Source organism: Roseibium sp. RKSG952 (genome assembly GCF_009711355.1).
The window spans coordinates 1-24,650 of record NZ_SMMF01000877.1 but is presented as its reverse complement, the minus strand read 5'-3'; the positions used below and the strand labels follow the sequence as shown (position 1 = coordinate 24,650).

At 60.2% G+C, this 24,650-nt stretch carries 17 protein-coding genes and 1 pseudogene; 10 read left to right on the top strand and 8 right to left on the bottom strand.

The annotated features are described in order from the left end of the window. Positions 1-277: 277 nt before the first annotated feature. Both E1297_RS13035 and E1297_RS13030 read left to right on the top strand, forming a co-directional pair. Entirely contained in the window at positions 278-1,084 is an 807-nt protein-coding gene (locus E1297_RS13035) for a hypothetical protein (protein ID WP_155138759.1), read from the top strand. Between the two features lie 23 nt (positions 1,085-1,107). Continuing rightward, entirely contained in the window at positions 1,108-2,583 is a 1,476-nt protein-coding gene (locus E1297_RS13030; protein ID WP_244327744.1) for a M48 family metalloprotease, read from the top strand. 90 nt (positions 2,584-2,673) lie between these two features. On the opposite strand, the gene E1297_RS13025 is transcribed toward E1297_RS13030, so the two are convergent. The 5 genes from E1297_RS13025 to E1297_RS13005 all read right to left on the bottom strand — a co-directional run bounded on the left by E1297_RS13025 (position 2,674) and on the right by E1297_RS13005 (position 8,762). Next, complete coding sequence (locus E1297_RS13025; protein WP_155138757.1) at positions 2,674-3,543, bottom strand: RNA polymerase factor sigma-32; 870 nt, start codon at positions 3,541-3,543, stop codon at positions 2,674-2,676. Positions 3,544-3,743: 200 nt separating this feature from the next. Then, positions 3,744-4,331 (bottom strand): CarD family transcriptional regulator, encoded by a 588-nt coding sequence (locus E1297_RS13020; RefSeq protein ID WP_155138755.1) that lies wholly within the window; start codon positions 4,329-4,331, stop codon positions 3,744-3,746. 438 nt (positions 4,332-4,769) lie between these two features. Then, positions 4,770-5,102, bottom strand: a complete 333-nt coding sequence (gene fdxA / locus E1297_RS13015) for a ferredoxin FdxA (protein WP_155138753.1) — start codon at positions 5,100-5,102, stop codon at positions 4,770-4,772. A gap of 196 nt (positions 5,103-5,298) precedes the next feature. Then, positions 5,299-5,694 carry an RNA-binding S4 domain-containing protein gene (locus tag E1297_RS13010; RefSeq protein ID WP_368669553.1) on the bottom strand — a complete coding sequence of 132 codons (396 nt, stop codon included), beginning with the start codon at positions 5,692-5,694 and terminating at the stop codon, positions 5,299-5,301. Then, entirely contained in the window at positions 5,694-8,762 is a 3,069-nt protein-coding gene (locus tag E1297_RS13005) for a helicase-related protein (protein ID WP_155138763.1), read from the bottom strand. The genes E1297_RS13010 and E1297_RS13005 overlap by 1 nt, the downstream gene beginning before the upstream one ends. Before the next feature lie 599 nt (positions 8,763-9,361). On the opposite strand from E1297_RS13005, the gene E1297_RS13000 reads away from it, so the two are divergent. Continuing rightward, positions 9,362-10,093, top strand: a complete 732-nt coding sequence (locus E1297_RS13000; RefSeq protein WP_155138749.1) for a LuxR family transcriptional regulator — start codon at positions 9,362-9,364, stop codon at positions 10,091-10,093. Positions 10,094-10,239: 146 nt separating this feature from the next. Further along, positions 10,240-13,681: pseudogene (gene pyc / locus E1297_RS12995) on the top strand (pyruvate carboxylase). A 72-nt stretch (positions 13,682-13,753) separates the two neighbouring features. Here pyc and E1297_RS12990 read toward each other — a convergent pair. The 3 genes from E1297_RS12990 to E1297_RS12980 form a co-directional block, all read right to left on the bottom strand. Beyond that, positions 13,754-14,197, bottom strand: a complete 444-nt coding sequence (locus tag E1297_RS12990; protein ID WP_155138747.1) for an N-acetyltransferase — start codon at positions 14,195-14,197, stop codon at positions 13,754-13,756. Between the two features lie 76 nt (positions 14,198-14,273). Continuing rightward, positions 14,274-15,032 (bottom strand): glutamine amidotransferase, encoded by a 759-nt coding sequence (locus E1297_RS12985; protein WP_155138745.1) that lies wholly within the window; start codon positions 15,030-15,032, stop codon positions 14,274-14,276. 74 nt (positions 15,033-15,106) lie between these two features. Then, the gene (locus tag E1297_RS12980; protein WP_155138744.1) at positions 15,107-15,583 is read right to left on the bottom strand and encodes a TerB family tellurite resistance protein; all 477 of its coding nucleotides are present in this window, start codon (positions 15,581-15,583) and stop codon (positions 15,107-15,109) included. Between the two features lie 258 nt (positions 15,584-15,841). Here E1297_RS12980 and E1297_RS12975 point away from each other — a divergent pair, with 258 nt between their 5' ends. The 6 genes from E1297_RS12975 to E1297_RS12950 all read left to right on the top strand — a co-directional run bounded on the left by E1297_RS12975 (position 15,842) and on the right by E1297_RS12950 (position 24,472). Next, entirely contained in the window at positions 15,842-16,333 is a 492-nt protein-coding gene (locus E1297_RS12975; RefSeq protein ID WP_155138743.1) for a hypothetical protein, read from the top strand. A gap of 58 nt (positions 16,334-16,391) precedes the next feature. Continuing rightward, positions 16,392-17,639 carry an imelysin family protein gene (locus tag E1297_RS12970; protein WP_155138741.1) on the top strand — a complete coding sequence of 416 codons (1,248 nt, stop codon included), beginning with the start codon at positions 16,392-16,394 and terminating at the stop codon, positions 17,637-17,639. A 139-nt stretch (positions 17,640-17,778) separates the two neighbouring features. Next, a complete protein-coding gene (locus tag E1297_RS12965) occupies positions 17,779-19,263 on the top strand; it encodes a di-heme oxidoredictase family protein (protein ID WP_244327745.1) in 1,485 nt (494 codons plus the stop codon). Positions 19,264-19,266: 3 nt separating this feature from the next. Beyond that, positions 19,267-20,364: an imelysin family protein gene (locus E1297_RS12960; protein ID WP_155138737.1), complete on the top strand. Its 1,098-nt coding sequence runs from the start codon at positions 19,267-19,269 to the stop codon at positions 20,362-20,364. Continuing rightward, entirely contained in the window at positions 20,345-21,502 is a 1,158-nt protein-coding gene (locus E1297_RS12955; RefSeq protein ID WP_209015777.1) for a DUF1513 domain-containing protein, read from the top strand. Before E1297_RS12960 ends, E1297_RS12955 begins: the two co-directional genes overlap by 20 nt. Positions 21,503-21,610: 108 nt before the next feature. Continuing rightward, on the top strand, positions 21,611-24,472 hold the full coding sequence (locus E1297_RS12950) for an AsmA family protein (RefSeq protein WP_155138735.1): 2,862 nt from the start codon (positions 21,611-21,613) through the stop codon (positions 24,470-24,472). Positions 24,473-24,650 lie beyond the last annotated feature (178 nt).

Here is a 24,650-nt window from a genome sequence, read left to right as displayed (position 1 = left end):
GATTCGAACGCGCGACCCTCAGATTCCTAATCTGATGCTCTATCCTGCTGAGCTACGGGGCCAGACAGGTTGCTGATAACATGTTTTTGTGAGGCTGGCGAGAGACCACCGGCCGGATGTGCCGCTTTCCAACAGTGACATCAGCGCCTTGGGAAATACAGACTTGTGAGACTGCAGTCCGAAGGCCCATGATGGTCTTCCGGTGGCCGCATTTTGTTTCTAACCGGGAGATGAATGATTCATTTACCGTTCCGTACCGAACATGAGCTCTTGCGTCTTGCGACATGGTCCCGCCCTGCGGCAAATGGCAGTCCTTGCGGTTTTTGCTGGTGTCATGCCAGCAGGGCTGGTGCCTGCCGGTGCCGAACCGGACCCCGGCTCTTGTCTTGAGCGGGGTGCGGACGCGCCACTGATTGCCGTTAAAGGGCCGGATGCGCTTGGCCGGTTTTTCGATCGGGAGGGGCAGGGGTATGTGGTGACGGATATTCATCTGCCCGGTGACCGGCAATCAGGTCTTGAAAGCATGCAACCGTTCCATGCAGCACCCTCCGGGCCGCCCGACCGCTGGGGAATGCGTCCGGCTTGGATTTTCGCAGGACCGGACGGAGCCGGTCTGCTGCAGGCCGCGTTGTTGCGTGAGGGCGATGCCCTGCTTCAGCCTGACACCGGCTCTGATGATTGCCTGGAAGCCTTGCGGGCGGCGGAATGGACAGCCAGACGCAGTGCCAAAGGGTTGTGGCAAGATCCGGTGCCGCTTTACGGGGCAAACCGGCCGGACAGCATGGCCGCGGCAGAAGGCAGCTATATTTTGGCTTTCGGGAGGTTGGTTTCCCTTGGAAAAACGCGCAGCACCCGGTATCTGAACTTTGGCAGGCACTGGAAGACCGATTTCACGGTATCATGGCAGGTGTCCCTCGATCCGCTTGTCGAGAGCCATCTGCAGCGCTCCGGCGTGTCGCTGGAGGCGCTTGGCGGACAGCTGATCGAAGTCCGGGGGATCGTCGAAATGCGCGATGGGCCTCATATCGAATTGACGCACCCGGCGCAGCTGCGTGTGTACCAGACGCAAGAGAGACCATTGTGACGCGCCGGGCAAGGCATATGGGCATGAAACACTGGAAGGCGGGGGCTGTCATGGGGCTGGCGCAGTTGCGCCGGGCCTTTGTCCTCGTTCTGGTCACCAGCCTGTCCGGATGCCAGCTGACAGGCGGCGGAGCCAGTGTCGGCACGATTGCGCCCGGAACCCTGCGGCCAAGTCTTGCCTCCGACATCGGTGCGCGCGAACACCCCCGTGTCGTTGCCACCTATGGCGGGGTCTACAAGGATCCGAATGCGGAAAAGGCGGTGGCCAGCGTTGTCGGCCGTCTGGTTGCGGCCTCCGATGATCCGGCCCAGAGCTACCGGATCACCATCCTCAACTCGCCGGCAATCAACGCCTTTGCCTTGCCGGGGGGGTATCTCTATGTGACGCGCGGATTGCTTGCGCTTGCCAATGACACGTCCGAACTGGCGGCCGTGATTGCCCATGAAATGGCGCATGTGACCGCCAACCATGCGATCGAGCGCCAGCAGCGCGCCGAAGCGCGGGAGCTGGCCGACCGGATCATCACCAATGTCGTGCAAGACAGCGAGAAGGCCCGGGAGGCGATTATTTCGTCGAAAATGTCCTTTGCACGGTTCTCCCAGGTTCAGGAGCTTCAAGCCGATGCTGTCGGGGTGCGCACCCTTGCCAAGGCAGGTTATGATCCTTACGCCGCTGGCCGGTTCCTGAAATCCATGGCGGCTTATTCCGAATTCCAGACCGCGCAGGACAAGGCTTCTGCGGCTCCCGACTTCCTGTCCTCCCATCCCTCGACACCGGAACGTCTGACCCTGGCTGTCAAGTCGGCCCGCAGGTTCGGAGCCCCGGGGATCGGGGAGCGGGACCGCGAGCGCTACCTGAGCCGGATCAACGGCATGCTGTTCGGGGACGATCCGCTGGAAGGCTTCGTCCGGGGGCGGTCGTTCCTGCACAAGGCGCTCGGGATCGGGTTTACGGTTCCCAATGGCTATATTCTGGAGAATACGCCGGAAGCGGTTCTGGCGAGCAGCGGCGACGGCACTGCCATGCGCTTCGACGGGGCGGATCTCAGCCGGTATGACAGCCTGACCGATTACATGAATGCCGGCTGGATCAACGGTCTGTTGCCGCAAAGTGTCCGCACCACGACGATCAACGGCATGCCGGCGGTGGTCGGGGCTGCGATCACGCAAGGCTGGTCGTTCCGGATTGCGGTGATCCGGATCGGGCGCACCGGCTACCGGTTCATTTTCGCAAGCCGGGCACCCAATGATGCTTTCGAGGCGCAGTTCCGCCAGACCATCGACAGTTTCCGGCAATTGACGCCTACGGAACGGGCGCGGCTCCGGTCGCTTCGGATCAAGGTGGTGCTCACCGAACGGGGCGACACGCCGCAAAAGCTGGCCGTCGGCATGAGCGGCGTTGAGCCGTCCCGGAGGTTGCAGTTCTTTTCGATCCTGAACGGTCTCGATCCGAACAAGCCGATCCCGCCCGGCACGGCGGTCAAACTGGTGGTGGATTGACGGAAAGGCTTCAACGGCCGTGGCCCCCCAAAAAAACGGCCGCCCGGGTCAAGCCCGGCGGCCAAGTGGCTGGGAAATGTGGGGCGGTGGCTACATGGCGTAGGCGCCCCGATCCGGCTGGCTTTCCAGGAGCGCGGTTTTCAGCTTCTCCATGGCGCGGCTTTCGATCTGGCGCACACGTTCCTTGGAAATGCCGAGTTTCGTACCGAGGGACTCGAGTGTTGCACCATCATCTGTCAGACGCCGTTCCTTGACAATCCGAAGCTCGCGGTCCGTCAGAACCTTTAGCGCTGACGTGAGCCATGCGTGGCGGCGTTCAGCATCGATATTCTGCGTAACGATCTCGTCCGGAAGGGGGTCATCCGATACCAGAAAATCCTGACGGTCTGCGCTGCTGCCGTCTGTATCCGAAACGGGGGCATTCAAGGATGTGTCCGGCCCGGACAGGCGCGAATTCATCAATGCCACGTCTTTGGGTTTCACACCAATGGCATCGGCAATGCGCTGGTGAAGTTCGGAATCGGAAATCGTCTGCTGCGTGCCGGCAAGCTTGGCCCTGAGGCGGCGCAGATTGAAAAACAGGGCTTTTTGCGACGAGGATGTGCCGCCGCGGACGATCGACCAGTTACGAAGGATGTAGTCCTGGATTGATGCCCGGATCCACCATGTGGCATAGGTGGAGAACCTGACTTCCCGTTCGGGCTCAAACCGGGCGGCGGCCTCAAGCAGCCCGACATGGCCTTCCTGAATCAGGTCGCCGAGTGGCAGGCCGAAATTACGAAAGCGGGACGCGACCGCAATCACCAGCCGCATGTGGGACAGCGACAGCATTTCGAGCGCTTTTTCGTCCCGGTTGTCACGCCAGCGCACCGCAAGCTTGTGTTCTTCTTCCCGCGTCAGATAAGGCGCTTTCATCGCGGCACGGACCATCTGACGGCGTTCGCCCAATGCGTTAGTCATTGCCTTCCTGCTCCACGTTGTTTCGAGCAGATTACGCTGTTGCCGAGGGACTAGATCATCTCAAAATGTCCGGGTGAAGACGTTTGATGCACCTTTTCGTGAACAGTTTGTGAGGTAAAGCCCGGTCGAAAAAGAAAAAGCCCGGCATGGCCGGGCTTGGTCAGTGTCTGTGCTTAAGCTGGCGCTATCGGAGGAGACGATTAGGCCGCTTCTTCCTGATCGTCTTCAGCGGCATCTTCGGCCGCAGCTTCAGCAGCTTTTATCCGGCTGGGTGCTTTGGCCAGGTTTTGCTCGATCTGCTTGACGGCTTCGGTTTCCGTGCACCTGTTCACGGCAGCGATTTCCCGTGCCATACGGTCCAGGGCAGCTTCGTAAAGCTGGCGTTCGGAATAGGACTGCTCCGGCTGGGTATCAGACCGGTACAGGTCGCGAACCACTTCGGAAATGGCAATCAGATCACCGGAGTTGATCTTTGCTTCATACTCCTGGGCACGGCGGCTCCACATGGTCCGCTTGACGCGCGGACGGCCACGAACGGTTTCCAGGGCCTTCTTGACTGCTGCCGGATCGCCAAGCTTGCGCATGCCAACAGAAGCGATCTTGGCGACAGGTACGCGCAAGGTCATTTTGTCTTTTTCAAATACAATCACCAGAAGTTCGAGCGAATGGCCCGCAACTTTCTGTTCTTCGATGGCCGTAATCTGGCCAACGCCGTGTGCTGGATAGACGATGTATTCGCCCGTCTTGAATCCTTGGCGCTGCGCGGTCTTCTTGGTGTTAGTTGCCATACTCGTCTCTTCTCCTGCGCAGTAACACGGTCGCATCCGACCGCTAATTGGCCGCCTGGCGGCTTTTTGTACTCGTGCAACACGCATTTTTGCTTTGCGGCCCCGTGATAGGAACGCTTGTTGATATGTCGCGTGTCTGGCTGGTCAGTCGCTGTTTTCCACTTTAGAAGCGTTGTCAGTCATACGAAACGTGTGATCCTGTTCGCAATCCGGCAATTGGCCTTGAATTGCGCTGCATGAAGCCTCCAATCAGGGGGAGTTTCTGCGTGGTTAAACGACTATCCGCAGAACATAGCACATCCTTGTGGAAAATTAAAGTGTGCTGAACAAGCCAGCACCGACGTTGCTGCCATGCAATATTTGCAGGGCAGCATTGCCAGTGAGTTGGAAGCATTCGGAAATTTTTATGGTGCTGTGATCGCAGCCGCCAGAGGCGGCTCAGCCCCCGGGCTTTTCAGAGAAATACTGCTCAAGCTTGTTCTCTTTGCCGTCAAACTCCTCGGCCTCGGGAAGGGCGTCCTTCTTTTCCGTAATATTCGGCCACTTTTCGGAATATTCGGCGTTGAGCTCGATCCATTTTTCAAGTCCGGGTTCTGTATCGGGCAGGATTGCCTCGGCCGGGCACTCGGGCTCACAAACGCCGCAATCAATGCACTCATCCGGATTGATGACAAGCATGTTCTCACCCTCGTAGAAGCAGTCTACGGGGCATACTTCAACGCAGTCGGTGTACTTGCATTTGATGCAGTTATCCGTGACGACGTAGGTCATCTCAATCCTCTCTCCATGCCCGCCAACAGTGCTTGCAGCATATGTTCAAGATGCAAGTCGACCGAGGCCGCAATATTCCCTGTCTTGTGCTGTTGGGTAGCTTTTTTGCAAGGCCTGCGCAAGATTGCCGGGCTGCCCAATTTGCCACATCAGGAAAACAGTGTGCTCCGATTGGCTGCGTCGGCGGATTCGGGTTTCAGTCCGGGTCCCTGAACGCATCGATCTGCCGGCGGTCCTTCTTGGTCGGGCGCCCGCTGCCGGGCTCCCTGCGCGCAGGTTGCAGAGCCGGTGTTTCTTTTGGCGGGGCGGGCGGAGACAGATCCTCATAGAGCAACTGTGCCTCGCTGAAAGGGCCGCGCCGGCTGCCCAGGGCCTTGATCTTCAGGACAAGAATACGGCGTTCAAGCGTGATGGTCAGGACATCACCAACCCGTACGGACTTGCTTGCCGAGGAGATCTTGTCCTTGTTCAGCCGCACCTGACCACCGACCGCCAGCTTTTGGGCCAGCGACCGGCTTTTGGTGACCCTTGCGTACCACAGCCATTTGTCGATCCGCAGGGTCGGCTGAACTGGGGTCTGTCCCGTCGAAATTACTTCTTGCCCTTGTTGTCCATGTCCGCCTTCAAGGCCAGCAATGCTGCAAATGGTGAATCCGGGTCGATCGGCTTGTCGCGTGGAGCCGGTTTGGCACGGCCGCGATTGGCGTCGGAAGGCTTGCGGTCGCCCCGTGGCTTGCCGAACCCGCCCTTGCCGGGCTTGTTGCCAGCTGGTGCGCCGCGCTTGTCGCCACGGTTGTTATGTCCGCCGGTTTTCCGGTGATCTCCACGGCGTCCGTCCTGGCCCCGCGGTCTGCGATCCGGGCGGCCCGGACGCCAGATCTCGATGGTAACAGTTTCCATCTCGCCGGCGTCTGCCGGTTCGGCCGGGGCGGATGCAGCGTCGTTTTCGACTGCTTCGGCAGCAGGCTCCGCAGCTTCCGGAGTGGCGGCTGCCGTTTCGGCTGCCACGTCTTCCGAAACAACCGGTTCAGCTGTTTCACCTGACGGCGTTTCAACGTCTGCAGTGCTGCCCAAAGACTCACCTGCTTCCGGCGCGCCGGTTGATGCGCCGTCCTGTGCGGTGTCATCCCCTACGGCGGCTGTCAGCGCCGGTTCCGCAGCAGCTTCAGCGGCCGGACGGACCGGGCGTTGAATTTCCTGGGTTTCGACACGGTAGCCGAGAGACTTCAGGACAGCGGAAAAGTCCTCGCCCGCGCAGCCCAGAAGCGATGTCATCGCCACGGTGACGGTAAAACCGCCGCCCTTTGCAGTCGCGCCTTCCGGTGGCGCAACATCGGCATCAAGCGGTTTCCATGCGATGAGCGGGCGGATCAGGTCGGCAAGACGCTCTAGAATGTCGACGCGGACGGCACGTGGGCCGCAGACCCGGAAACCGACGGTCTTGTAGAGTGCCGGCAAGATCTCGGGGTTGACCGGGATGGAGGTCCGGCCGGAAGCGGAGAGCTGAGGCAGCTCGGCCAGGCCCGGAATGTCCAGATTGCCGTTTTTCAGTGCCCAGAGTTGGGAAATCAACTGGCTGGGGGCCGGCTTCAGAAGAGCCGGAACGAAAATCGTGTATGCACCGAAGCGGACTCCGAGCTTGCGCAAGGACGCGCGCATGTCCTGATCGAGCTGGCGGATGTCATCGGAAATCGCCTGACGTTCCAGATTGCCGAGGCCTTCGACGATCTGGAAGGCAACGCCCCGTGCGAGGCCTTCAAGCCCTTCGGCTGTTTTCAGGTCAAACAGGGGCTTGAGCAGGGTTTCCAGATGGGCCTTGACCCACAGGTCGACCCGGTCCTGAACCTTGTCGCGCGCGGGGCCTGTCAGCTGCTCGTCCGCGAGCAGGATGACCGACGGGCTGAGCACGTCGTCGCCAGCAACCAGCTTGGCAACAGCTTCCCCGCGCCATCGGATCGAGGCTTCCGAGGTCAGGATGAAGTCGCTGTTTTCCGACCGGGACAACTTGTCGGCACGGCTTTCGATTTCGGTGGCCAGAGCCTTTTGGGCGGCTGCCCTCAGTGCCTTGGTGTCAGTCCCTTCGGCCTGTGCGTCAGGGGCAAACCGGAAGCCGAGCAGGTTTCCGATGTGCTGACCCTCGACGAGCACATCACCGCTCGCTGTAATTTCTGCTTCCAGCATGGCGTTCTCTCTCAAACGTCGCATCAATACACTTGTTCGGCGGTCCACGAACCGTTTAGTCAGCCTGTCGTGGAGCGCATCTGATAGTTTGTCTTCAATGTCCCGCGTCACCCCCTGCCAATGGGCCGGGTCTGCCAGCCAGTCGGGGCGATTTGCGACAAATGTCCAGGTCCGGATGTGCGAGATCCGGTTTGCCAGTGTGTCGATATCACCATCCGTGCGGTCTGCGAAGGCCAATTGACGCACGAACCAGTCGTCCGCAATCCTGCCGTCTTCAATCAGGTGCATGTAGATGGTGTTCAACAGGTCCGCGTGGTTGGCCGGTGCTATCTTGCGATAATCCGGTACCTGACACACGTCCCAGAGCAGTTTGACCGCCTTTTCCCCCTTTGCCGCACCGGAAACCGCCGGATCGCGCAACAGGTTCTCAAGCGCCATGGCGTCGTCGCCTGTCGGGGCGCGGGCCAATCCGTCTTCGTTCGGGATCATGTCCAGTGTGCGGCGCAAGGAATTGGCAGAGGAAAAATCCAGCGCGCTGTTGCGCCATTGCAGCACTTTGAGGGCGTCGAAGCGGTGACTTTCGATCTGATCGACCAGATCGTCATCGAGCGGGTCCACCCGTCCGGTGACCCCGAAAGTCCCGTCCCGCATGTGCCGTCCGGCACGTCCGGCGATCTGGCCCATCTCGGCGGCCGTCAATTGCCGGTACTGGTAGCCGTCATATTTGCGGTTGCCGGCAAAGGCGATGTGGTCGACATCAAGGTTCAGACCCATGCCGATGGCATCGGTCGCCACGAGATGCTCGACATCGCCATTCTGAAACAGGTCGACCTGCGCATTGCGGGTCCGCGGGCTCAGGGATCCGAGCACGACGGCCGCCCCGCCACGCTGGCGCCGGATCAATTCGGCGATGCCGTAGACTTCTTCCGACGAAAACGCAACGATTGCGGAGCGCGGCGGCAGGCGCGACACTTTCTTGGAGCCTGCATAGGTCAGCACCGACATGCGCGGCCGGGTGATGACGTTGATGCCCGGAAGCAGCTTTTCCAGGATCGGACGTGCGGTCGACGCGCCCAGAAGCAAGGTTTCCGAACGTCCGCGCAGGTTGAGGATCCGGTCGGTAAAGACATGGCCGCGGTCCAGGTTTCCGGCGAGCTGCACTTCGTCGATCGCGACAAACTCGGTGTCGAGGTCGAGCGGCATGGCTTCGACGGTCGAGACCCAGAAGCGCGGTTTGTCCGGGACGATCTTTTCCTCGCCCGTCACGAGAGCCACACTGTCGGCGCCCGCACGCTCCACGATCCTGCCATAGACTTCGCGTGCCAGAAGCCGCAAGGGCAGGCCGATCAGGCCGGACGGTTGCGCAAGCATGCGCTCGATCGCCAGATGCGTCTTGCCCGTATTGGTCGGGCCTAGAACAGCCGTTACGGTTCGGGAACGGGCTGCCTTGGGCAGCGGCAGGGTTTGGGGACGGGGCATCAGTTCCGGATAGCTCGTCGGCTCTTCTTTCTCACCGCGTTGCGGCCAATTTGCGGTGGTGTCTAGCACAGGCTGTGCGGCCTTGTCCCTAGTCTTTTTGCAGTTGGACCAATCGTGTGCCCGGTTTCGGGAAAATGGGAACGATGCCAGAACAAAACTTGACCGAATCGATGACGTCGCGAGATTCCGGTTTCGTTCTCTACGAAATGTGGATAAGGCGGGTTGTGCCCCTACGAGATGTTGAATCGGCCGGCTGCATGAGCGGAAATGGGCGGTTTTCCGATCATAGTGTCTCAAACTTGAGTCAAGCTTGCGATTTTTCCTAAAAACCAGGGGTTGATTTTCCCCATCAAAAGGTAGGCAATACCTGCATTCCGTGAGCAGGGGTTGTGCGAATCGCTGCTGTACGGCGAATTGGGACTGGGTTCGTCCGCCGCGTGGCTGTTGCGTGTTTGATCGGGTTTAAAGACGCGTTTGCCCACGCAACCGCAATGCAGCGTCAAGGCATGATGACCGGCCGCCGGGTGGGCTAATCCGGTGTGCTGGTTGTGTCCGGGCGTCTTTGGCGGCGGCAATTGGGGCATGGACGAGTGTGACGTATGTCGAGTGATCGGCTGGCGAAAGCGCTTGAATTCGCAGACGCGATTTCAAACTTTCAAACCATGGGTGAGGCTTCGGATGAACTGGACGAGTTTGTCCGGGCATTCGGTTTTGAGTGTTTTGTGCTGGCGACGTTTACCGGACTTGGATCGCTCAAGGCTCCTTATGTTCTGGCAAATTCCTGGAGCCGCGAATGGACGGAAAAGTACCTGCGCGAGGCTTTCATCCTTGATGATCCGCTTGTCGCCAAGGCTGGCCGTGTTTCGATACCGTTCTTCTACCGGGACGCTCTGGACAATCCTGCCATCAGCGACCGGGGCCGGAAAATTGTCGAGGAAGCCCGCAAGTATTTTCCCGTCGATGGCGCTTTTGTTCCGTTCTACGGCCCCTACGGCCTGGAGGGCTGCATGTCCCTTGGGGGCGATACCGCCCACATTTCGGATGGTGACCTGAAAGCACTGCATGTCGCAGGCCTTTATGCCTACAGGCATTTCCTTGTGCTGTTGCAAAACGGGATTGACCGGTCCGAGGCAGGCAACGTGTTGACGAAGCGGGAAACGGAATGTCTGAAATGGTCTGCTGCAGGCAAGACCAGTACGGATATTGCGGAAGTGCTTGGCATCTCCCGTCACACGGCCGACTGGTATTTGAAAGAAGCAACACGTAAGCTTGGTGCTTCAAATAGAACCCATGCGGTTGCTATTGCATTCCGGCTTGGATTAGTGGCCTGACGCATCGTTCTTTTTCGCGAAATTAAATTTCGTTATAGCTGTAACGAACGAATTCGCGCGTCCTGCCTCTTTTCTTCTCCTTAAGTCTTAAGTAGAACTTTGCACCGTCGATCATTCGCAGATGCAAAACGCAAGGGGGAGTTCGTTTGGCAATACGTAAGATTCTCGTCGCAAACCGCTCGGAAATCGCGATCCGGGTGTTCCGGGCAGCAAATGAGCTAGGGCTTGAAACCGTGGCCGTGTTCGCGGAACAGGACAAGCTGGCCCTGCATCGCTTCAAGGCCGATGAAGCCTATCAGATCGGCAAGGGCATGGGCCCGATCGAGGCCTATCTGTCGATCGACGAAATCATTCGTGTTGCCAGGGCCTCGGGGGCCGATGCCATTCATCCCGGCTACGGGCTCCTGTCCGAAAGCCCTGAATTTGTCGACGCCTGTGATCAGGCGGGCATCACTTTCATCGGCCCGCGCGGGGAAACCATGCGCCGCCTTGGCAACAAGGTTGCGGCCCGCAATCTGGCCATCGAGGCCGGTGTTCCGGTAATGCCCGCGACCGATCCGCTGCCCGATGACATTGCCGAAATCAAGCGTCAGGCGGCAGAGATCGGCTATCCGGTGATGCTGAAAGCCTCCTGGGGCGGCGGGGGCCGGGGGATGCGCGTCATTCCCGATGAAGAAACCCTCGAAAGGGAAGTGCTTGCGGCCAAGCGCGAGGCCAAGGCGGCCTTCGGCAAGGACGAGATCTATCTGGAAAAGCTGGTCCAGCGGGCCCGCCATGTCGAGGTTCAGATTCTGGGCGACGGGCAGGGTGGTCTGGTGCATCTGTTCGAGCGCGACTGCTCGATCCAGCGGCGCCACCAGAAGGTGGTCGAGCGGGCCCCCGCTCCCTATCTCGATGATGCCAAGCGCGCGGAATTGTGCGAATACGGCCTGAAGATCGGCCGGGCTGTCGACTATCGTGGCGCCGGCACGGTGGAGTTCCTGATGGATGCCGATACCGGCTCCATCTATTTCATCGAGGTCAATCCCCGCGTTCAGGTCGAGCATACCGTCACCGAGGAAGTGACCGGCATCGACATCGTCAAGGCGCAGATCCAGATCGCGGACGGTATCCGGATCGGTTCTCCCGAAAGCGGTGTGCCGCAGCAAGAAGACATCCGCCTCAACGGCCATGCATTGCAGTGCCGGATCACCACCGAGGATCCCGAGCAGAACTTCATTCCCGATTACGGCCGGATCACCGCCTATCGCGGGGCGACCGGGTTCGGTATCCGCCTTGATGGCGGAACGGCCTATTCCGGCGCGATCATCACCCGTTTCTATGATCCCTTGCTGGAAAAGGTGACGGCCTGGGCCCCGACGGTCGAGGACGCGCGCCGGCGCATGCACCGCGCCTTGCGCGAGTTCCGCATCCGCGGCGTGGCCACCAATCTGGTGTTTCTGGAAAACATCATCAGCCATCCGGATTTCCAAGCCTACAACTACACAACCCGCTTCATTGACAACACACCCGCACTGTTTGCGCAGACCAAACGTCAGGACCGGGCGACCAAGCTTCTGACCTACATCGCGGATGTGACCGTCAACGGCCATCCCGAGACACGCAATCGTGTGCGCCCGCCAAAGGATGCCGCACCGGCCGTTGTGCCGGATTACGGTGATGACAAGGCGAACGGCACCCGCCAGCTGCTGGAGGAACTCGGCCCGAAAGGCTTTGCCAAGTGGATGAAGGCGGAGAGCCGCACGCTGGTCACCGATACGACCATGCGCGACGGGCACCAGTCGCTTCTGGCGACCCGGATGCGGACCCATGACATCGCCGGAGTGGCCGATGCCTATGCCGCCGGTCTGCCAAGCCTGTTCTCGCTGGAGTGCTGGGGCGGGGCGACATTTGACGTTGCCATGCGCTTCCTGACCGAAAGCCCCTGGGAGCGGCTGCGCCTGATCCGGCAAAAGGCCCCGAACATCCTGTTGCAGATGCTGCTGCGCGGCTCGAACGGGGTCGGTTACACCAACTATCCCGACAATACCGTCCGGTTCTTCGTCAAGCAGGCGGCCGAGAACGGGGTCGACCTGTTCCGCGTATTCGATTGCCTCAACTGGGTGGAAAACATGCGCGTTTCCATGGATGCAGTCGTGGACGGGCAAGCTCTGCGAGGGTGCGCTTTGCTACACCGGCGACCTGATGGACAGCGCCCGTCCGAAATACGACCTGAAATACTATGTCGGGCTCGCCAAGGAGCTGGAAGCGGCCGGCGCGCATATCCTCGGTATCAAGGACATGGCAGGACTGCTGAAACCGGAAGCTGCGCGCCTTCTGGTCAAGGCGTTGAAAGACGAGACAGATCTGCCGATCCATTTCCACACCCATGACACCTCGGGCATTGCGGCTGCGACCGTTCTGGCGGCGGTCGAGGCCGGAGTGGATGCGGTCGATGCGGCGATGGATGCGGTGTCCGGCCTGACCTCCCAGCCTTGTCTGGGGTCGATTGTCGAAGCCCTGCGCGGCAGCCCGGTATCACGCGGGCTGGATGCCAGGAAGATCCGCGAGATTTCGTTCTACTGGGAGGCTGTGCGGACCAATTACCGGGCGTTTGAAAGCGACCTGCGCTCCGGCGCATCGGAAGTCTACCTGCACGAAATGCCCGGTGGCCAGTTCACCAATCTGAAGGAACAGGCCCGCTCGCTCGGCCTTGAAAGCCGCTGGCACGAAGTCGCCCAGACCTATGCGGATGTCAACATGATGTTCGGCGATATCGTCAAGGTCACGCCCTCGTCAAAGGTGGTCGGCGACATGGCGCTGATGATGGTCAGTCAGGGGCTGACGGTTGCCGATGTCGAGGACCCGGGCAAGGATGTGGCGTTTCCCGACAGCGTGGTGAACATGCTGCATGGCGATCTCGGCCAATCGCCCGGCGGCTGGCCGGAAAAGATCCAGAAAAAGGCGCTTAAGGGCGAAACACCGATCACGGTGCGCCCCGGTTCGCTTCTGGCAGATGCGGATCTGGAAGCCGAGCGCGCCCGGGCGGCTGAAGCCACGGGCCGCGAGATCGACGATACGGATCTGGCCTCTTATCTGATGTATCCGAAGGTCTTTACCGATTTCGAAAAGGCCCTCCAGCAATATGGCCCGACATCGGTTCTGCCGACGCCGGTTTATTTCTACGGCTTGCAACAGGAAGAAGAGATCTTTGTTGATCTCGAACCCGGCAAGACGCTGGTCATCCGTTGCCAGGCCATCGGCGAGACCGACGAGAAGGGCGAAAAGAAGGTTTTCTTCCTGCTCAACGGTCAGCCGCGCAACATCAAGGTGCTCGACCGCATTCACGGCGCTGCGGCAGCCGCGTCCATGCGCAAGGCGGAAACCGGCAATGCGGCGCATGTCGGCGCGCCCATGCCGGGCGTGATCTCGACCGTTGCTGTCCAGCCCGGTCAGCAAGTGTCCAAGGGCGACGTCCTGGTGTCGATCGAGGCCATGAAAATGGAAACGGCCCTGCACGCGGAGGAGGACGGGGTGATTGCGGAAGTTCTGGTCACTCCGGGCGCCCAGATCGACGCCAAGGATCTGCTGGTCGTTTTCAAGGCTTAAGGCCAGCGGCAACAAAAACGCCCCGTTCAGGCCACGGTGCCGGGCGGGGCGGACTTGGCTATGATCTGAAAATCAGCCACCAATGAATTTTTTAGAGAGGCCGGTTTTTTCCAGACGGATCTGCAGAATTGGATCAAATCGAGGCTCTTGCCAGGCGACGGCGAAACCGCGGTGCAGGTAAAGGGCCAAGGCGCGCTCGTTTTTGCTTGCGACGCTGATCGAGGCCGTATCGTAGCCACGGTTTCGGATCTGCTCTTCAAGCCGTGTCAACAGAGCCGATCCGATCCCCAAACCTTCATATGCGGGATCGACCCAAAGGTCGGTGATTTCATTGTCGCCGTCTTCGCAGGCGGCAATACTGGCAGGTTGGCCTTCGAACTCTGCGACCAACACATTCGGGCCCGACAACTGGATAAATGGCCGAAACGGATTGTCCCGCAATATGCGGTCCCGCACGTGGTCCGGCACGAGCGGTTGGATACCTCTTTTCCATGCCGACAGACCGATTTGAGCCAAGACCTCGCTTTCTTGAGCAAAAGCGGGGCGAACAATGAGCCTGCTGCTATGCGCCGGATGCTTGGTCACGCAAAAATCACTCGGCCGCGTTCAGCCGGGCCGGATGGGCCGGTGCCTGAGCGGTGCCGATCCACAGGTTCAGAAACCGGTCGAGCCAGCATTTGACCGCCGGGTCGTAAATAAACCGGCCTGCAAAATGATCGCGGCGCTGCTGGGCGCCGGGTAGCTTCATGCGTTCCGCGCCCGTGGTGGTCCAGCGGACCATCATCGAATGTGTCAGTTCCGGGTGGAACTGGATGCCATAGGCATTCGGGCCGTGCCGGATCGCCTGATTGGGGTAGGCGCCGGTGCCCTTGGCCAGAAGCTCTGTGCCAGCTGGCAGGCTGAAGCCTTCCCGGTGCCACTGGTAGACCTTTGCAGGCCAATCCGTGACCGACCGTCCGGCAGCGGTTGCCTTGAGCCCGTAATATCCGATCTCGACCTCGCCGTCCCGGGCGGGGCCGACCGTTCCGCCCAGCTGCCTGACCATCATCTGTGCGCCGAGGCAAATCCCGAGAAACGGTTTTTGTTCGGCCAGCGGCACCTTGATCCAGTCGATTTCCTTGTGAATGAAGCCGTCCGTATCGTTGGCGCTCATGGGGCCGCCGAAAATCACCGCACCCGCATGTTGGTCCAGTGTTTCCGGCAGGCTGTCGCCAAACCGGGGTTTGCGAATGTCCAGATTGAAGCCGCGCTTTTGGAGTTCCAGGCCGACACGGCCGGGTGTTGAGTTCTCCTGGTGAAGAACGATCAGAACGCGCGGGGACGCGGCGCAGAGATGGAAACCATATTTCATTCTAGCAATATGAAATATTCCTGCGATGAAATCGACCCCATATTGCAGTGCAATAAATACTTCGGACGCACCGGTCAGGCATCGTCCTCCGGCTTTTGGGCATTGCGGGCCACTTTTTGGCGCAGGCTCATGCGGTCCCGCGTCGATACGCCAAGCAGCTCGGCAACGCGCCAGATCGTGTTGTCTTCAAATTCATGGACATGACCGTCCGCATAGACGATTTCCCACATCATTTCCACAACGGTCAGGCGCTCTTCCTCGTCCATGGTCTTCTTGAGCACGGAGGTGAAACCGTAAAGATCAACCGCTTCGCTGTCCTTGCGCTTGGCCACCTTGATCAGTTCGGTGGTTTCCTCCTCGGTCAGCTTGAAATGGTCCTGCAAGACTTCCCTCAGCTTGCGGCTTTCCGATTCCTCGACGATCCCGTCCACATCCACGAGATGGAACAGCAGGGCTGCGGCTGCAAGCCGCTTGTCGTCTTCGGCAAAGGTCAGCTTGCCGCTGTCTCCCAGCGTGACTTCTCGAATGAAATGTTTCAGGGCCGTCAACATGGCTATACGTCCGTTTGGTTTTCGTTGTTTCCCAGAAACCTAAGATCAAAAGGCCTTCCGGGCAATGCTGGCAATTGGATACAGGTTTCAAGGGCTTGGCCTGCCTTCCCTTTTGGGAATACGTAATAATAACTATGAAATTTACCTTTGAATCGTTCTAAATTATTGATTTTTATCAAGAAAATACTTGACTGATATCTTCATAAAATGTTTTTGCGTTCCTAGCCGAAAAGCCAGATTCAAAAGGAGCAGCAAGGGATGAGACCCGCAGAACGGCCAATCAACATGATGCGCAAGCCGGATCGGTTGGTCGTGGAGGGAGTCCGCCGCTGTCTCGCTGGCTATGCGACCGGGGATCATGGCTGCTGGGAGCTGGCCCTGACCCTGTTCGAGCGCGAACTCGGGCGATCAAAAGCGCGGCGTGCGATATCGGACATGTCCTTCTTTGCCCGTGATCTGCATCTTCATGCCAGGCGGGTGTTTTGTCTGTTTCCCTATGATTGTCCGAAGCTCTGCCAGGATGAATGCCTGATTGCGGCGATGGTCTCTGCCGCACAGTCAGGGGACGGGGAAACGCTGATTGCGATCGCCGGTGCGCTGGTCGAGGCCAGTGGCCAGGAGGACATTTGTGCGTCGGCACGGGCGCTGGCGCAGTCTCTTTCCGAAATCGATCTTGCTCTGTCTCCGGTTCAGGCCGGTGCGCTGAGCCTGGAAGACTGCCCGGTCAAGAAGCTGCTGCGGCCGAACTGAGACTTGGAAGGGGGAGGGCTGCCAGGCAGCTTGCCCCGCATATGAGAGGAACGACCTGATGAAGTCATTGAAATTCGGTCTGTTGACCGCCACCGCCCTGTTTGCACTGCCGGCATTTGCTGCAGAACCTGCAGACGTTCTGAGCACTTATGGTGATATTGCCCAGGCGAAATACGCAGACTCCCTCGAGACAGCCAAACAGCTGAAGGTTGCTGTCGACGCGCTGGTGGCCAATCCGACCGAGGAAACGCTTGGTGCGGCCCGTGCCGCCTGGATCGAGGCGCGCAATCCCTATCAGCAGACCGAAGTCTACCGTTTCGGCAATGCCATCGTTGATGACTGGGAAGGCAAGGTCAATGCCTGGCCGCTGGATGAAGGTCTGATCGACTATGTCGATGCGTCTTATGGCGGCGAGTCGGAAGAAAACGCATTCTACACGGCGAACGTGATTGCCAATCCGACCCTGAAGGTTGGCGGCGAAACCATCGACGCCACCGTGATCAATGCCGAACTGCTTGCCGATACGCTGCAGGAAGCCGGTGAAGTCGAAGCCAATGTGGCAACCGGTTACCACGCGATCGAATTCCTGCTTTGGGGGCAGGATCTCAACGGCACGGATGCAGGTGCGGGCAACCGTCCGGCCACCGATTTTGATCCGGCCAACTGCACTGGCGGCAATTGCGAGCGCCGCATCCAGTATCTGCAAGCCGCAACCGGCCTTTTGATTTCCGATCTTGAGGAAATGGCGGCTGCATGGGCACCGGATGGCGAAGCCCGGCAGGAACTGGCTGCCAAGGGTGACGCCGGTGGGCTGGCCACAATCCTGACCGGCATGGGCTCGCTGTCCTATGGCGAACTGGCCGGTGAGCGCATGAAGCTTGGCCTGATGCTGCACGACCCGGAAGAAGAGCATGACTGCTTCTCCGACAATACCCACATGTCGCATTACAACGATGTGGTCGGCATCAACAATGTCTATTACGGCACCTACGGCGATATCGAAGGCGCGTCTCTGGCGCAGATGGTCGAAGCCAGGAACCCGGACCTTGCCAGGGAAATGGAAGAAAAGCTTGCCGCGACGCTGGCGGCTTTCGAAACCATGAAGGCGCGGGCCGAGGCCGGTGAATCCTACGACCAGATGCTGGGCGAAGGCAATGACGAGGGCAACGCCGTCGTACAGGCTGCGGTGGACGCTCTGGTCGACCAGACCAGGTCGATCGAACGGGTCGTCAAGACACTGGAACTGGACGAGATCGCGTTTGAAGGCTCCGACAGCCTGGACAACCCGACTGCGGTCTTCCAGTAAGATCAAAAAAAGCCAGCGGCTTGCTGCCGCTGGCATTCTCCTGCCGGCGCGCAAAGAGGGGTGCGTCCCGGTCATTTCTGGATGCGAACGACTTGGTCATGCTGCCATGACAAAATGGAACCTGTGTGCCTCCACCTTGATGCTGGCGCTGATGCTGCAGCCGGCCGAGGCTGGCGAACCTTATGCTCACCGCGATGACCTGACGCCGAAGGACCGCAAGAAGATCGAATCGGTGCTGACCGCGCCTTCGGACTTTGCGAAACCGGAAGCCTTTGAACCCATGGCGGGTGGTGCCGCGACTTCGAAAAAGCGGATCAACCGCGACGCGTTTTCCCATTCCAGCGCCAATATCACCTTTGAAGAGGAACAGACCTTCAAGGTGGGCAACGGGTTGTTCAAGAAGATGTGGGCGTCTTCCCCGTCTTCGACCCAGGCCTCCGACGGGCTTGGGCCGCTCTACAACGCGCGTTCGTGCCAGGGCTGCCATTTGAAAGACGGACGCGGCCGTCCGCCGCTTCCCGGTGAAGAGGCTGTCTCCCTGTTTCTGCGGTTGTCAATTCCGCCGCAAACGGAACAGCAACGCGCAGACCTTGCCTCCAAGGCCAAGCTCAGCATTCCGGAGCCGACCTACGGCGGCCAGTTTCAGGCTTTTGCCGTTCCGGGCCTGCCGGGCGAGGGCCGGTTCGATATCACCTTTGAAGACATTGAAGTGCCGCTTAACGGCGAAGATCCGGTCATTCTGAAAAAGCCGGTCTACACCATTCGTGATCTCGGTTACGGAGAAATGCACCCGGATGTCCTGGTCTCGCCGCGCGTTGCACCGCCGATGATCGGCATGGGGCTCCTGCAGGCGATCCACCCGGGTGACATTGAAGCGCTGGCCGATGCGGATGATCAGGATGGCGACGGCATTTCCGGCAAGGTGAGCCGCGTTCGCGACCCGCAAACGGGTGAGCTCACCATCGGGCGTTTTGGCTGGAAGGCATCGAACCCGACGATCCGGGCCCAGACGGCAGGTGCCTTTGCCGGAGACATCGGAATCAGTTCGCCCGACAAGCCCGATCCCTGGGGCGATTGCACGGCGTCGCAACAGGTCTGCCGCGACATGCCCCATGGCGAACAGGCCCATCTGGGGCCGACCGAAGCGCCCGATCCGGTGATGGATCTGGTGACGTTCTATTCGGAAAACCTCGCAGTGCCGATGCGCCGGGATTTTGACGATCCGCAGGTTCTCAAAGGCAAGCAGCTGTTCCACGAAAGCGGCTGTGCGGCTTGCCATGCACCGAAATTTGTCACCAGCCGCAAGGCGGACAACCCGGCGCACAGATTCCAGTTGATCTGGCCCTATTCGGACCTGCTGCTGCATGACATGGGCGAGGATCTGGCCGATAGCCGCCCCGTGGGTGATGCAACAGGCCGTGAATGGCGCACGCCGCCGCTCTGGGGCATCGGATTGACGGAGACGGTCAACAATCATACCCGCTTTTTGCATGACGGACGGGCGGGCAATCTGCTTGAGGCCGTGCTGTGGCATGGCGGGGAAGCGGAGGCTGCCCGCGACCGTGTGGCCGGGATGAAGCCTGATGACCGCAAGGCCCTGATCACATTCCTGGAGTCACTTTAGACCATGCGAAAGACTGCAGTGTCCCTGTTTCTCGCAACAGCCGTTTTGACAGGTCCGGCTGAGGCATCGTCCGGCAGGAATGCCGGGTACACGGCCGTGGTGGCAAACATGCTGGAGGGCTATATCCGGCCAGCGGCCGCAGAGTTTGCCGCCGTGGCCGGGCAATTGCCACCGGCGGCCAAGGCGGTGTGTGCAAACCCTTCTGAAACGGCCCGGCAGCAATTTGCGGATCGCTATGCCAATGTGATCCGGGCCTTTGGAGGTGTTTCCTTCCTGCGGTTCGGGCCGCTTGCAGAGGAAGACCGTTTGTCCCGGCTGGCCTTCATGCCGGACCCGCGCGCGATAGCAGAACGGCAGATCCGGAAAATCTACGCAAAGCAGGACCCAACCGTTACCGGCGCGGCGAGCCTTGCGAACAAGAGCGTCGCCGTTCAGGGGCTGACGGCACTGGAGCTGATTGCTTTTGACAGGGACGGGACCGTGCGTCTGGGGAAACAGGACGCAGACGGAGACTTCTCCTGCGCCTATGCGGCCGCGATCAGCGAGAATGTGGCGCAGATCGCGCTTGAGACGGAACAGGGCTGGTCAGACGTCCAAGGCTACAGCAAGGAGTTGCTGACACCCGATGCAGCTCTGGGCGGGCATATCCACACCCCGAAAGAAGCTCTGGAAACGCTGTTCAACGGTCTGGTCACGGGTATTGTCGTGGTCAAGGATCAGGACATTCTTCCCGCGCTCGGGGCCGGCATGGAAAAATCCAAACCGAACCGGGTACCGTTTTCCCGTTCGAAAAACGGTATTGCCTACTTGAAGGCCGAAGTCGGAGGATTGCGCGCGGCGGTCACGGCCGCCGATCTGGCCGAAGCCCTTCCCGAAGGGGATGCCTATCTGGTCCGGTCCGCGGATTTCGAGTTCCAGAACGTGTTGCGGCTGCTCGACGAGGTTCCGGTTCCTGTGCGCAAGAGCCTTGAAGAACCGGCAAGCTATGACAAGCTCAAGGCGACCCTGTTCGGGCTCAATGGCGCGCGCAATGCCCTGGCCGGGCAGATTTCAGGCGCTCTCGGGCTGTCCGGAGGCTTTAATGCGCTGGATGGCGACTGAAACAGCGGTAATATCTCGCCGGGCACTGATGAAGGGGCTGGGCGGTATCGCGGCCATGGCGGCTCTTGCGCCTGACCACTCGGCATTTGCAGGCTCCCTGCTGGATGCGGATGCTCTTGATGCGCCGCTTTTTGCCAGTGCCCGCCGGGAGGCCGACGGGTCTTATGCAATCGTGCTGGCGGACGATGCCGGGTTCGAGCTCGCAAAGGTTGCGCTGCCGGACCGGGGGCATGGATTGGCCGTTTCGCCTGATCGGCGCAAGATCATGGCCTTTGCCCGCCGTCCGGGCACATTTGCCCTGCTGATTGATCCGTTCGAGAACCGCGCGCCGCAGCTGATTGCCTCTGAACCGGGCCGGCATTTTTATGGTCATGGCTGTTTTTCTCCGGACGGCCGGCTGGTGTATGCGGTGGAAAACGATTTTGAAGCCGCACGCGGCGTGGTCGGGGTTTATGATGTCAGCGGCCTGGAGGTCCGGCGTTTGGGGGAACTCGACACGAACGGTATCGGTCCGCATGACATTCTGCTCGACCGCGACAGCCGCACGCTGGTCATTGCCAATGGCGGGATTGAGACCCATCCGGGCCGCCCGCGTGAAAAGCTCAATCTCGACACCATGACGCCGTCCGTGGTTTTTATCGACCGGAAGACCGGGGACCTGAAGGCTTCCCATGCGCTTCCCGCCGAGCTGCACCAATTGTCGCTCCGCCACATGGCACAGGATGGCGCGGGCCGGATCTGGGTTGGTGGCCAGTATGAAGGGGCGCTCACGGAGACACCGCCGCTTGTCACACGGCTCGGGCGGGACGACGCACCGAAGCTGTTCGAGGTTCCAGGCCGTCTGAAATCGGCGCTGAACAACTATATCGGCTCTGTCGTGGCCAGTTCGGATGGCGATGTGATTGCGACGTCTGCACCGCGTGGAAACCGCGTCTTGTTCTGGCGGGCGGACGATGGCGCCTTTCTGGGCGCACAGTCTGTAACGGACGGGTGCGGCGTGGCGCCGCTGGACCGCAAGGCCTTCCTGATCTCGGACGGCACCGGGGGAATGAGCTATTTGCCCGGCGTCGACGGGCCGTTGGAGGTGCTTGCAAGACCGGCCGGTGTCGCCTGGGACAATCATCTCTTTCCGGTCTGAGGCAGCATCGCCCCGCTCTTGCCAAAATCGGCCATCAGTGGCAGACCCTGTCTCAAAAGCCTGATAGCGTTGCGTCAGACTTTACGCTACGCGCAATGGGAAATGCTGATGCGGCGGCTGTTGATTGGAATCGGGGTTCTGTTTGTTGTGGCGGCGGCGGCTGTGGTCGCTGTGCCCTTTCTGCTGCCGAAGGAGACGATCCGGGCGCAGGTGATCGAACAGATCGAGCAATCTTCCGGCTGGCGTCTGCGCCTGGACGGTCCTGTCAGTCTGGCGCTGATCCCCGGTTTGACCCTGATTGCCGAAAACGTCGGCCTGTCGGGAGAAGCGGGGGCGGACGGCATTGAATTCGCCAAGGCGCGCAAGGTCGAAATCGGTCTGGGATGGGCCGGGCTCCTGAGCGGCAAGGCTCAGGTGACCGGCATCACGCTGGCCGATCCGGTAATCCTTCTGGAGACGGGGCCCTCGGGCCTGACAAGCTGGGAGCCGCGCCGGTCGCTGGATAATGCCGGGAACCCGGCACCATCATCGGAGCTGTCACGCGTGGAGGCGGCTGGCGAACAGGCGATTGGAACGGCCAGCCGGATGCTTGAACGCATCGGTATCGACCGGTTGACGATTTCAAACGGGAAGCTGATCTATTCCGATCTCCAGACAGGCGAACGGTTCGAATTGGGCGGTTTTGACGTGTCCGTGTCCGCACCCGACTTGTCGAAACAGCTTGATGTTGACGGCGCGCTTGTGTGGAACGGCCAGCCCGTCCAGTTCAACGGCACCATAGACGATCCGATCGCCTTTTCCGAAGGCAAGGTCAGCGGCGTTTCTCTCACGCTCGGTGCGGCAGAGGCGCAGGCCTTCCTGCGGGGTTCAGCGGGTCTGGAACCGCTTGAACTCGATCTCGAGATCGGCGGCGACGGCCCCTCGGTCAAATCGCTCGCAGCAGTCCTGGGCATTGAAATGCCAAACGATCCGGGCGCGTTTTCCTTGTCTTCGCGTGTTAACGGATCCCAAACGGCGGCGCGATTGACCGGGTTTGCGGCATCAATCGGATCGCTTGTCCTGACGGGCGCGATGGATGCGAACCTTTCGGGCAGCGAACCCAGCTATGCCGGGCGGTTTGTGATGAAGGACGGCGCGTTCGGAGATCTGCTGGCGCTAGCGGGGCAACCCTATCCGGCTTCCGGGCAAATCGGCGCGGATCTGGCCGTGCGCACACGCGGCGCGACACCGGCCATGCTGGTTGGCAATCTGGATCTGCGCGGTTCGGTGGACATCCGCGACGGCACAATCGGCGGGCTGGATCTCGACAAGTTGGTCAAGGACGAAGCGGCCAACAGTCTGGAAGATATCAACCTGAACGTGGTGCTGTCAGGCCTGTCCAATCCGCTTGATGTATCGGGCTCCTTGGCCTGGCGCGGGGAAACCTTCACAGCAACCGGCAGTGCGACGCCGGGCCCGTTTCTGGCCGGTCTTTCAACGCCGGTGACGGCGCGTGTCCGCAGCAACCGTGTAAGTTTCGGGTTTGAGGGAAAGGGGTCGCGAACGGCCGGTTTGGACGGCGCAATGACGGTCGAAACCGGAGACCTGCGCAATCTCCTTGCCTGGATGGGGCAACCGATCGCAACGGGAAGCGGTCTTCAACGCTTCAAGGCGGCGGGACTGTTTACCGCAGAGCCCAATGGCATCGGGTTCGAGGAGACCGGTTTCACGCTCGATGAAACATCGGGGCAGGCCGACGGACGTGTAACCTTCGGGGCCAAACCGGCCCTTCAGGCCAATTTGCAACTGTCGCATCTGGTGCTTGATCCCTATCTGGGCAAGGACACGAGCGCATCCGGGGCCAAGGGGAAAGACGAAGGCCGGAACCGGACCCAGTCGACACAACAACCGGGCTGGAGCACGGATGCTTTCGACTTTTCTGGGCTTCACGCGGTCAATGCAGACTTGCGCGTGACCGCAAAGGAGATTCGCTGGGACAAGATCAAGACCGGCGAAAGCAGGCTTACCGCACAGATCGAAAATGGCGTTTTGACAGCCAATCTCGAAAAACTGTCGCTTTACGAAGGCGAGGGCAGCGGTACGCTTGTGTTGAACGGCGCGTCGGCACTGCCGAGCGTTCAGGCACGTTTTTCCTTTGACGGTCTCCAGGCGCTTCCGGCACTCAAGGATGCGGCCGGCGTCGATTGGGTCGAAGGCCAGGCGGCCATGATCCTTGACGTTGAATCCTCGGGCGCTTCTGAACAACAGCTGGTGTCCGGCCTCGGCGGCACCGCGCGGTTCGAGTTTGCCGATGGCGCAGTCCTCGGGCTCAACATTCCGAAAATGGTGCGCGAGCTCTCGCTCGAAACGCTGTTGGGCTGGAAGGAAAACAAGGACCAGAAGACCGATTTCACATCCTTCGGCGCATCCTTCCAGATCCAGAACGGGGTTGCGACCACCGGTGATCTGGTGTTGGCAGGGCCGCTTGTGCGCATGACCGGCTCTGGGCGCACGGACATGCCGGCACAAACCATTGACTGGAAAGTCGAGCCGCTGGTCGTCCCGACGTTGCAGGGCGAAGTTCCGGTCCCCCGGCGCAAGGGCGCTGACAAGGAGCTGATCGGGTTGGGCGTTCCGGTCGTCATCAAGGGCGCCTGGGCCAAGCCCGCGATTTACCCGGACATTGCCGGGATCCTCGAAGATCCGGAAGCTGCCTACAAGACACTTCAGGAGCGCGGCGGCGAGGTGATCGAGATCCTCCGGGCCACGCCAACGCAGCAGCTTGTGGAGGCGGCCGACGAGATCGTCGAGCAGGTATTCAGTGGCAGCACCCAGGTGAATGTCGAGAAGGTGATTTCCGGAGAGGCTGACGAACGGCAGGTCCTGAAAGCGGTCGAGGAAGGCTTCGGGTTGCCGTCCGGGTCGCTGGACGTCCTGTTTGGCCGCAACATCGGAAAGCGGGAACCGGAAGCGCAGCCGGAAGAGCAGTAGCCTATAGCCTCGCATTCTAATGCGTTTTCGGATCGGCCGGATTGCACCTTTGCGATGCGGTCAAAGACCTTTGACAATCAGAGTCTTATGGGATTCTGGCCAGAAAGCCTTCAACTCCATCCCAAACAGATGAGAATGGGCTGAATTGGCGCGTTCAGCCGCACAGACCAGCAATATG

What these genes read in the sequence shown, in the direction of transcription:
- E1297_RS13030 (WP_244327744.1), top strand. Translation starts at nt 1,108, where the DNA reads ATGAAACACTGGAAGGCGGGGGCTGTCATGGGGCTGGCGCAGTTGCGC.
- E1297_RS13025 (WP_155138757.1), bottom strand. Translation starts at nt 3,543, where the DNA reads ATGACTAACGCATTGGGCGAACGCCGTCAGATGGTCCGTGCCGCGATG.
- E1297_RS13020 (WP_155138755.1), bottom strand. Translation starts at nt 4,331, where the DNA reads ATGGCAACTAACACCAAGAAGACCGCGCAGCGCCAAGGATTCAAGACG.
- fdxA (WP_155138753.1), bottom strand. Translation starts at nt 5,102, where the DNA reads ATGACCTACGTCGTCACGGATAACTGCATCAAATGCAAGTACACCGAC.
- E1297_RS13005 (WP_155138763.1), bottom strand. Translation starts at nt 8,762, where the DNA reads ATGCCCCGTCCCCAAACCCTGCCGCTGCCCAAGGCAGCCCGTTCCCGA.
- E1297_RS13000 (WP_155138749.1), top strand. Translation starts at nt 9,362, where the DNA reads ATGTCGAGTGATCGGCTGGCGAAAGCGCTTGAATTCGCAGACGCGATT.
- E1297_RS12985 (WP_155138745.1), bottom strand. Translation starts at nt 15,032, where the DNA reads ATGAAATATGGTTTCCATCTCTGCGCCGCGTCCCCGCGCGTTCTGATC.
- E1297_RS12980 (WP_155138744.1), bottom strand. Translation starts at nt 15,583, where the DNA reads ATGTTGACGGCCCTGAAACATTTCATTCGAGAAGTCACGCTGGGAGAC.
- E1297_RS12975 (WP_155138743.1), top strand. Translation starts at nt 15,842, where the DNA reads ATGAGACCCGCAGAACGGCCAATCAACATGATGCGCAAGCCGGATCGG.
- E1297_RS12970 (WP_155138741.1), top strand. Translation starts at nt 16,392, where the DNA reads ATGAAGTCATTGAAATTCGGTCTGTTGACCGCCACCGCCCTGTTTGCA.
- E1297_RS12965 (WP_244327745.1), top strand. Translation starts at nt 17,779, where the DNA reads ATGCTGGCGCTGATGCTGCAGCCGGCCGAGGCTGGCGAACCTTATGCT.
- E1297_RS12960 (WP_155138737.1), top strand. Translation starts at nt 19,267, where the DNA reads ATGCGAAAGACTGCAGTGTCCCTGTTTCTCGCAACAGCCGTTTTGACA.
- E1297_RS12955 (WP_209015777.1), top strand. Translation starts at nt 20,345, where the DNA reads ATGCGCTGGATGGCGACTGAAACAGCGGTAATATCTCGCCGGGCACTG.
- E1297_RS12950 (WP_155138735.1), top strand. Translation starts at nt 21,611, where the DNA reads ATGCGGCGGCTGTTGATTGGAATCGGGGTTCTGTTTGTTGTGGCGGCG.